Source organism: Streptomyces sp. NPDC054847, assembly GCF_053610925.1.
On record NZ_JBSGZJ010000236.1, the window covers coordinates 1 to 10,776 of the forward strand.

2 protein-coding genes and 1 pseudogene are annotated in these 10,776 nt (G+C 71.5%); all 3 read left to right on the forward strand.

All coding sequences use genetic code 11. From position 1 onward, the window contains the following. On the forward strand, positions 1-3,860 hold a 3,860-nt coding region (locus ACWGH4_RS22010), incomplete at its 5' end, for an SDR family NAD(P)-dependent oxidoreductase (protein ID WP_453463434.1). A 96-nt stretch (positions 3,861-3,956) separates the two neighbouring features. Next, positions 3,957-9,305 (forward strand): annotated as a pseudogene (locus tag ACWGH4_RS22015) (type I polyketide synthase); the annotation flags it as partial. A 71-nt stretch (positions 9,306-9,376) separates the two neighbouring features. Beyond that, positions 9,377-10,776, forward strand: a 1,400-nt coding sequence (locus ACWGH4_RS22020) for a type I polyketide synthase (protein WP_453463436.1), incomplete at its 3' end; no start/stop codon positions are given.

The following is a 10,776-nucleotide window of genomic DNA, read 5'->3' on the forward strand; positions in this document are numbered from 1 at the left end:
CCCTGCACCGCACCCACCTCGGCGAGCGTGCCGGCCTCATGGCCGGCACGACCGCACACGCAGCCGAACTGCTACGAGCCCTCGCCGAGGACCGGACCCACCCCGATCTCCTCACCGGAACACAGCAGGAGCACGGAAGGACCGTGTTCGTCTTCCCTGGCCAGGGCAGCGAGTGGGCGGGGATGGGGCGCGAACTGCTGGAGCGGTCGCAGGCGTTCGCCGACGCGGTGCGTGAGTGCGATGAGGCGCTGGCGCCGTATCTGGACCGGTCGGTGGAGGACCTGCTGCGGGAAGGGGTCGTGGAGGACTGGTCGCGGCTGGATGTGCTGCAGCCCGTGATGTTCACGGTGTATGTGGGCCTGGCGGCGGTGTGGCGGTCGCTGGGTGTGGAGCCGGCCGCGGTGGTAGGTCATTCGCAGGGTGAGGTGGCGGCCGCGGTGGTGGCCGGTGCGCTGTCCGTCGAGGACGGTGCGCGGGTCATCGGTGTGCGCAGCGCCGCGCTGCAGGCAGTGGCGGGCGTCGGCCGGATGGCGGTGGTGGAACTCCCGCTCGACGAGGTGGAGGAGTGGATCGCCCCGTACGGAGATGCCGTGTCGGTCGCCGCGGTCAACACACCCCGGTCGGTGTCGGTATCGGGTGACGCCGATGCGGTGGAAGACCTCCTGTTCCGACTGGACGACGCGGATGTGTCGTGCGGGCGGCTGGAGGCGCCGGTCGCCTCCCACAGTCACCACATGGACGCCCTGCTGCCCGACCTCGAGGCGCGACTCGCCCCGCTCGAGCCGCGCCCGGGACAGGTGCCGTTCTACTCGACGGTGACCGGCGGTCTGCTGGACGGCACCGGACTGGACGCGCGGTACTGGTGCCGCAACCTCCGTCAGCCGGTGCGGCTGGATGCGGCGCAGCAGGCGCTGCTGGCGGATGGGCTGGACGTGTTCGTGGAGGTCAGCCCCCACCCGGTGCTGATCATGCCGTTGACGGACGGCAGTGCCGGGCGGGGTGTGGTCGTCGGCACGCTGCAGCGTGAGCGCGGGGATCTGGCGCAGATGGCGCGGATGGTGACGCTGCTGCATGTGGCGGGCGTCGAGGTGGCCTGGGAGCCCCTGTTGGGGGCGCATGGTCCGGTGGTGGACCTGCCGACCTATGCCTTCCAGCGTGAACGTTTCTGGCTGGACACCGTCAGCAAGGCGTCGGGTGATGTCACCTCGGTGGGGCTGGAGTCGGCCGGGCATCCGTGGCTGGGTGCGGTGACCACGCTTGCCGACGGCGAGGGTCATGTGTTCAGCGGCCGTGTGTCGCTGCGTGAGTTCGGCTGGTTGGCCGATCATGCGGTGTTCGGGACGGTGATCGTCCCCGGTACCGCGCTGCTGGAACTGGCCCTGTCGGCTGGCTATTTCGTGGGTGTGGGTCGGGTGGAGGAGCTGACGCTCCTGGAGGCGCTGGTCGTTCCGCAGGAGGGTGAGCTGCGGCTTCAGGTGACGGTGGGCGCGCCCGGAGCGGACGGGCGCCGTGCGGTGGCGGTCTACAGCCGGCGCGGTGATGACGGTGAGTGGGTCCGGCATGCGTCCGGCGTGCTGAGCGAGGCACCGGCCGCCGCGTCCGGCGGGTTCGAGGCGTTGGCGCAGTGGCCGGTGACGGGTGCGCAGCCGGTGGACCTGGACGGCTTCTACGAGCGGTTCGCGGAGCAGGGCATTGCCTACGGCCCGGTGTTCCAAGGCTTGAGCGAGCTGTGGCGTGACGGCGACACCGCCTATGGCCTGGTGCGGCTGCCCGAGGACGTCGTGACCGACGGCTACGGCATCCACCCGGCGTTGCTGGACACCGCCCTGCACACCCTCATCGCAGCCGCAGCGGAGCAGAGCACCGAAGACAGCGTGTTGCTGCCGTTCGAGTGGACCGGGGTGAGCCTCGAAGCGGTGCCGGGCTCCGTGCTGCGGGTCCGTGCCGAGCTGGACAGTGAGAGCTCGACGGCCCGGATCCGGGTGGCCGACGAGAACGGCGACCCCGTCGCCCGGATCGAGGGACTCCAGGTACGGCAGGCCACGGCGGAGCAGATCCGGGCGGCGGCGACCTCGGTGGACCACTTGTACCGGGTGGAGTTCCAGCCGGTCACGGCCGGCTCTCCGGCACAGGACGCCGAGCGGCTGGTGATCGACGCGCGGGGCTGGTCGGGTTCGGTGACGGAGGTCGCCGGGCGTGGACTGGCCGAACTCCAGCAGGCGTTGGCCGATGAGGCCGTGTCCGAGATCGTGTTGGTGACCTGTGGCGCGGTCGGTGAGGACGCCACGGACGTGGGCCAGGCGTCGTTGTGGGGTCTGGTGCGGTCGGCGCGCAGTGAGCACCCGGAGCGGGTGATCCGCCTGATCGACACCGACACCGACACCCAGGACCTGACATCGGCCCTGCCGATCGCGGACGAACCCGAGCTGATCGTCCGCGCAGGCCAGATACTGGCCGCCCGCCTGGTTCGGACGTCGGCAGACGCCGACGCGCAGACCCGTGTTCTGGATCCTGCCGGGACGGTCCTGATCACGGGCGGGATGGGGGAGTTGGGTCATGCTCTGGCCCGTCACCTGGTTCAGGAGCATGGGGTGCGCCGTCTGGTGCTGACCTCACGCCGTGGCACGGACGCACCTGGCGCTGCTGAGTTGGTGGGGGAGTTGACCGCGGCCGGTGCGGAGCGTGTCGAGGTTGTCGCCTGTGACGTGGCCGACCGTGCCCAGGTGCGGACCCTGCTCACCGGCGTGGACATCGCCCACCCCTGGACCGGTGTGTTCCACCTTGCCGCTGTCCTGGACGACGGGCTTCTCCAGGGTCAGGACACCGGCCGTCTGGCTCGTGTCCTGGGTCCGAAGACCGAGGGTGCGCTGCACCTGCACGACCTCACCCGCGAACTCGGCCTCGACCTTGCCGCGTTCGTGTTGTTCTCGTCGGCGTCGGGTGTGTTGGGCACGGCCGGCCAGAGCACTTACGCGGCTGCCAACGCGGCGCTGGACACGCTGGCCGCGCTCCGCCGTGGTGAGGGTCTTGCCGCGACCAGCCTTTCCTGGGGTCTGTGGCAGCAGGCCGGTATCGGGCTGACTGCCGCGCTGGGGCAGGCGGACGTGGCGCGGATGCGGCGTCAGGGCTTCGGCGCGCTGTCGCAGCAGCAGGCGCTGGCCGCGTTGGACGCCGCTCTGCTCCAGCCGTATGCCCATCTCGTTCCGGTCAAGCTGGAGACGGCGCGGGTGGAGGACCCGCCCGCGCTGCTGCGGGCCCTTGTGCGCAGGAGGCGCAGGCCGGCGGCCGGCACGACCACCTCCGGCGGTCGGGGCACGGTGTTGCGTGACCGGCTGGCGGGGCTGCCGGAGGGTGAACGGCTGCCGTATCTGGTCCAGTTGGTGCGTTCTGAGGCGGCGGTCGTGCTGGGGGCGTCCAGCGCGGACGGTGTCGGTGACCATCAGGCGTTCAAGGAGCTCGGTCTGGACTCGCTGATGGCGGTCGAGCTGCGCCGCCGCCTGTCCGCGGCGACGGAGGTGGCCCTGCCCGCCACCCTCGCCTTCGACCATCCCACCCCCGCCGCCGTCGCCGGCCTCCTCCTCGACCGCTACACCTCCGAGGCAACGGCGCAGGCCGGCGTCGTCCCAACCGCCGCCTCCCGGGCCGGTGCGCACGTGACGAAGACACAGATCGACAGCCTGGTGGACCTCCTGCGTGCCGCGACTCCGCAACAACTCGAGGAGCAGGGACTGGTTTCCCGCCTCCTGGAGCTCAAGGACGGCCTCGCACGAACCGTCGTCCCCGACGCACCGGAGATCGAGATCGAAGCCGGCAGCACAGAAGACCTTCTCCAGTTCCTCGACCGCAAGCTTGGAGTGTGACGGATGACCGCGTCCGAAGTTGAGAAGCTCGAGTCCTACCTCCGTCGCGCCACCACCGCCCTGGTCGAGACGGAGAAGGAACTCAGCACGGAGCGCGCGGCGCGCACGGAGCCGATCGCCATCGTGTCGATGGCGTGCCGCCTGCCGGGCGGTATCGACACGCCCGAGGGTTTCTGGCAGCTCCTGGCCGAGGGCGGCGACGCCATCGGCCCGTTCCCTTCCCGCTGGGACGGTCTGGATCTGTACGACCCCGACCCGGAAGCGGTCGGCAAGAGCTACGCCCGCGAGGGCGGCTTCGTCGACGGTGTCGAGGGCTTCGACGCCGCGTTCTTCGGCATCAGCCCGCGTGAGGCCCAGTCGATGGACCCGCAGCAGCGCCTGGTGCTGGAGGCGTCGTGGGAGGCGCTGGAGCGGGCCGGTATCCGGCCCGGCGCACTCAGCGGCAGCCGCACCGGCGTCTACCTCGGCGCGATGAGTGCCGATTACGGCAACCAGCAGGGCCATGACCTCGACGCCCTCGACGGTTACGTCAGCACCGGCAACGCGAGCAGCGTGGTGTCGGGACGGGTGTCCTACGCGCTGGGCCTGCAGGGCCCGGCCGTCACGATCGACACGGCCTGCTCGTCCTCTCTCGTCGCCCTCCACCTGGCGGCCACGGCACTGCGACAGGGCGAGTGCGACCTCGCCCTGGCCGGCGGTGTCACGGTGATGTCGACACCTTCGACCCTCGTGGAATTCAGCCGCCTCAAGGGAGCCGCTGCCGACGGGCGTTCCAAGAGCTTCTCCGCTGGGGCCGACGGGACCGGGCTGTCCGAGGGCGCGGGCGTCCTGGTGCTGAAGCGTCTGTCGGCTGCCGAGCGGGACGGCGACCGCGTCCTGGCCGTGGTCCGTGGCTCCGCGGTCAACCAGGACGGCGCCAGCAACGGCCTGACCGCCCCCAACGGGCCCTCCCAGCAGCGCGTCGTCCGTGACGCGCTCGCCCTGTCGCAGCTCGCCCCCGCGGACATCGACGCGATCGAGGCGCACGGCACCGGCACCTCGCTTGGCGACCCGATCGAGGCCGGCGCTCTCGCCGAAGTCTTCGGCGAGCACCCCGTGTTCCTCGGATCGGCCAAGTCGAACCTCGGCCACACCCAGGCCGCCGCCGGTGTCGTCGGCGTGATGAAGATGGTCCTGGCCCTCCAGCACGAGACGCTGCCCCGCACGCTGCACGCCGACGAGCCCAGCCCGCACGTCGACTGGGACACCAGTGGCCTGACTTTGCTTCAGCAGCCGCAGCCCTGGCACAAGGGCGAGCGGACCCGCCGCGCAGGCGTCTCCTCGTTCGGCCTGAGCGGCACCAATGCGCATGTGGTGCTGGAGGAGGCCCCGGCAGCCACGTCGGTGGAGCAGGCGGAGAACCAGGGCCGTCGGCTCCCCGCGCTTCCGGTGGTGGTGTCCGGCCGTGACGAGCGGGCCCTGCGGGAGAACGCGGCCCGCCTCGCCGACCGGCTGGAGACCGGTGACGGCGAGGAGCCGGCCCTCGCCGACGTCGCACTCTCCGCGGCGCGACGGACACGGTTCGAACACCGGGCGGGCGTGATCGCCGGCTCGGTGGCGGAGGCCGTCACGGGTCTGCGGGCGTTGAGCGAGGGCCGCTCGGCCGCCGGCGCGGTCACCGGCACCGCCACGTCCTCGACACCGGCCGGCGTGGCGTTCCTGTTCCCGGGCCAGGGAAGCCAGCGGGCGGGGATGGGCCGGGAGTTGTACGAGGCGTTCCCCGTGTTCGCCGAAGCGTTCGACCAGGTCTGCGACGTGGCGGACGGGCTGCTGGGCCGCTCGTTGAAGGACGTGGTGTTCGGGTCCGACGCGGCCACGCTGGAACGGACGGAATTCGCCCAGCCCGGGCTGTTCGCGTTCGAGGTGGCGCTGTTCCGGCTGTGGGAGTCATGGGGGCTCTCCGCATCGGTGGTGACCGGACACTCGGTGGGGGAACTGGCGGCGGCACACGTCGCGGGTGTCCTGCCCCTCGAGGACGCGGCGCGTCTCGCGGTGGCACGCGGCAAGCTGATGCAGGCCTGCGAACCGGGTGGGGTCATGGCCTCGGTGGAGGCTTCGGAGGCCGAGGTCGTGGCCGTCCTCGACCTGGTCCCCGGACGGGTGTCGGTGGCGGGGGTGAACGGTCCGGCCCAGGTCGTGGTGAGCGGCGATGCCGCAGCCGTGGAACAGGTCGAACAGCACTTCGCCGGCGAAGGACGGCGCACACGGCGCCTCGAGGTGTCGCACGCGTTCCACAGCGCGCACATGGACACGATGCTGGAGGAGTTCGCCCAGATCGCCGCCGGATGCCGGTTCGACGAGCCGCGGACACCCCTCGTGTCGTCGGTGACCGGCGCCTGGATGGGAAGGGACCTCACGGCGGGCGAAGGCATGCGATCCCCCGCCTACTGGGTGACGCAGGCCCGCGAAGCGGTGCGCTTCTGGGACGCCGTACGCACCCTGGAGGACGCCGGACCCCGCCGCTACGTGGAATGCGGTCCGCGGGGCGTGCTGACGGCCATGGGCAGCGAGGGCGTGGCGGACGACTCCGTCAGCCGGTTCGTCGCCAGTGCCCGGAAGGGTACGGACGAGGTCGCCGGGGTGCTGACCGCACTCACCGAACTGCACGTCCTCGGCCAGGACGTCGACTGGGACACCGTCTTCACGGGAACCGGCGCCACCCGAATCGATCTGCCCACCTATGCCTTCCAGCGCGAACGTTTCTGGCAGCAGGTGTCCGCTTCCGGTGATGTGACGTCGGTGGGGCTGGAGTCGGCCGGGCATCCGTGGCTGGGTGCGGTGACCACGCTCGCCGACGGCGAAGGCCACGTCTTCAGCGGCCGCGTCTCGCTGCGCGAGTTTCCCTGGCTGGCCGACCATGCCGTGTTCGGCACGGTGATCGTCCCCGGCACCGCGCTGCTCGAACTCGCCCTGTCCGCAGGCTATTTCGTGGGTGCGGGCCGGGTGGAGGAGCTGACGCTCCTGGAGGCGCTGGTCGTTCCGCAGGAGGGTGAGCTGCGGCTTCAGGTGACGGTGGGCGTGCCCGGACCGGACGGTCGCAGGCCGGTGGCGCTCTACAGCCGGCGCGGCGAGGACAGCGAGTGGACCCGGCATGCGTCCGGTGTGCTGAGCGAGGCACCGGCCGCCGCGTCCGGCGGGTTCGAGGCGTTGGCGCAGTGGCCGGTGGCGGGTGCGCAGCGGGTGGACCTGGACGGTTTCTACGAGCGGTTCGCGGAGCAGGGCATTGCCTACGGCTCCGCGTTCCAGGGCCTGAGCGAGCTGTGGCACGACGGCGACACCGCCTACGGCCTGGTGCGCCTGCCCGAGGACGTCTCCACCCACGGCTACGCCATCCACCCCGCACTCCTCGACACCGCCCTGCATGTGCTGAAGGGCTCGGCGGCTGCGCGGGAGCGGTTGGATGGCGCGCTGCTGCCGGTGGAGTGGGCGCAGGTGGACCTGTCGGCGATGGGCGGCAGCGAGTTGCGTGTCCGTGCGGATCTCGACACCTCGGGGACGTCCCTTCGGCTGTGGGTCGCTGATCCGGCGGGCGGGCCTGTTCTGTCCGGTCGTCTCGACCTGCGCGAGGTGACCGCCGACCAGATCCGTGCCTCGACCTCGGTGGACCACCTGTACCGGGTGGACTTCCAGCCGGTCACGGCCGGCTCTCCGGCACAGGACGCCGACCGGCTCGTGATCGACGCACGGAACTGGTCGGGTTCGGTGACGGAGATCGCCGCGCGTGGACTGGCCGAGCTCCAGCAGGCGTTGGCCGATGAGGCCGCGTCCGAGATCGTGTTGGTGACCCGCGGCGCGGTCGGTGAGGACGCCACGGACGTGGGCCAGGCGTCGTTGTGGGGTCTGGTGCGTTCGGCACGTAGTGAGCACCCGGAGCGGGTGATCCGCCTGATCGACACCGACACCCAGGACCTGACATCGGCCCTGCCGATCGCGGACGAACCCGAGCTGACCGTCCGGGCAGGCCAGATACTGGCCGCCCGCCTGGTCCGGACGTCGGCAGACGCCGACGCGCAGACCCGCGGCTTGGATCCTGCCGGGACTGTCCTGATCACGGGCGGCATGGGGGAGTTGGGCCAGGCTCTGGCACGTCACCTGGTCCAGGAGCACGGTGTGCGCCGTCTGGTGCTGACCTCACGCCGTGGCACCGACGCACCCGGTGTCGAGGAGCTGGTGGGGGAGTTGACCGCGGCCGGTGCCGAGCGTGTCGAGGTCGTCGCCTGTGACGTGGCCGACCGTGCCCAGGTCCGCACCCTGCTCACCGGCGCCGACCTGGCCCACCCCTGGACGGGTGTGTTCCACCTTGCCGCCGTCCTCGATGACGGACTCCTCATCGACCAGACCCCTGACCGTCTGACCCGCGTCCTCGCGCCGAAGACCGAGGGCGCGCTGCACCTGCACGACCTCACCCGCGAACTCGACCTCGACCTGGCCGCGTTCGTTCTCTACTCCGGCGCAGCCGGGGTGCTGGGCACCGCCGGCCAGAGCACCTACGCCGCCGCCAACACGGCGCTCGACACGCTCGCCGCTCTCCGCCGCGGTCAGGGCCTGGCCGCGACCAGCCTCTCCTGGGGCCTGTGGCAGCAGGCCGGGAACGGCGGCATGACCGCCCATCTCGGCCAGGCCGAACTCGCCCGGATGCGCCGCCAGGGCATCGCCCCACTGCCCGTCGCCCAGGGTCTGCGGCTCCTCGACCGGGCGCTCCACGGCCGGGACAGCCACCTCGTACCGGCCGTTCTCGACCTCGCGGCGGTCCGGCGGGAAGCGGAGAAGAGCGGTGCGCTCCCTGCCCTGCTCCGTGTGCTGGTCCGGCCGCAGCTGCGCCGGCCGGCCGGCCGGACCGGCGACGTTCCGTCGTCCCTGCGCGACGAGCTGGCGACCTTGCCGGAGACACAGCGTGCACAGCGCGTCCAGCACGTGGTCCTCAGCGAACTGGCTGTGGTCCTCGGCATCAGCGACATCTCCGGCCTGGGACCGGACCAGGTTCTCAAGGAACTGGGTCTGGACTCGCTGATGGCGGTCGAGCTGCGCAGGCGGCTCGCCGCGGCCACCGGCACCACATTGCCCGCCACCCTGGTGTTCGACTATCCGACCCCCGGCGCCATCACGGACCTGGTGATCGACCGGCTGGGTATCGCCGCCGACGCCGGCCCGCAAGAACCGTCCCCCGACAGCCCTCCCGCCGTACTGGACTGGGTCCTCCAGCGCCTGTCCGCCGATCAGCTGCACCGCAGCGGCCTGCTCGACATGCTCGTCGACCTGGCGAACAGGGAGAGCGGGAACGGCACCGCCGACCCCTCCGTCACCACCCTCCGGCCCTCCGACGCCCCCCGCCTGGAGGAGCGGTCGGTCGACGACATCAACGCCGAACTCAACGCCTTCCTGGAAGCCGCAGGCGCAGGCGACTGAGAGGACCCGTCGCTTTCCGCCCCGAAGACGCTGCCCCATTTCCGCTGACGTTTGTTTAGGGAACCGCAGAGATGACTAACTCGAATCAGGCTCAGCTGGAACGCGCCCTGCCCGCCATCCGCCTCCTCCAGAAGCGCGCGGCGGATCTCGAGGCCCGCTTCCACGAGCCGATCGCGGTCGTGTCGATGGCGTGCCGACTGCCGGGCGGCATCGACACACCCGAGGGTTTCTGGCAGCTGCTGGCAGAGGGGCGGGACGTCGTCGGGGAGTCTCCGTCGCACTGGGACGGCCTGGACTACTACGACCCCGATCCCCAAGCCGTGGGCAAGAGCTACGCCCGCGAGGGCGGATTCCTCACCGGTGTCGAGGACTTCGACGCCGCTTTCTTCGGCATCAGCCCGCGCGAGGCCCAGTCCATGGACCCGCAGCAGCGCCTGGTCCTTGAAGCGTCGTGGGAGGCGCTGGAGCGCGCCGGCATCCGCCCCGGCACACTCACCGGCAGCCGCACCGGCGTCTACCTCGGCACGATGAGCACCGACTACGGCAACCACCAGGGCCACGACCTCGACGCCCTCGACGGCTACGTGAAGACCGGCAACGCGAGCAGCGTGGTGTCGGGACGCGTGTCCTACGCGCTGGGCCTGCAGGGCCCCGCCGTCACCATCGACACCGCCTGCTCCTCGTCCCTCGTCGCCCTGCACCTGGCGGCCACCGCACTGCGGCAGGGCGAGTGCGACCTCGCCCTCGCCGGCGGCGTGACCGTCATGTCGACCCCCTCGCTCCTCGTGGAGTTCAGCCGCCTCAAGGGCATGGCCCCCGACGGGCGCTGCAAGAGCTTCTCCGCCTCGGCGGACGGCGTCGGCTGGGCAGAGGGATGCGGCGTCGTACTCCTGAAGCGGCTGTCGGCCGCCGAACGGGACGGCGACCGTGTCCTGGCCGTGATCCGCGGCTCCGCGGTCAACCAGGACGGCCGCAGCCAGGGCCTGACCGCCCCCAACGGGCCCTCCCAGCAGCGCGTGATCCAGGACGCCCTGGCCGCCGCCCGCCTCACCCCCGCCGACATCGACGCGATCGAGGCACACGGCACCGGCACCTCGCTGGGCGACCCGATCGAGGCCGGCGCTCTCGCCGAAGTCTTCGGCGAGCACCCCGTGTTCCTCGGATCGTCGAAGTCGAACCTCGGGCATGCGCAGGCCGCCGCCGGCGTGATCGGCGTGATGAAGATGGTCCTCGCCCTCCAGCACGAGACGCTGCCCCGCACCCTGCACGCCGACGAGCCGAGCCCCCACGTCGAGTGGGACGACAGCGGCCTTGTCCTGCTCCAGCAGCCGCAGCCCTGGAACACGGGCGAGCGGACCCGGCGGGCGGGTGTGTCGTCGTTCGGGTTGAGCGGGACGAATGCGCATGTGGTGTTGGAGGAGGCTCCGGCGGTGGTGCCGGTGGAGTCTTCGCAGGAGGTGAGCGGGCTGCC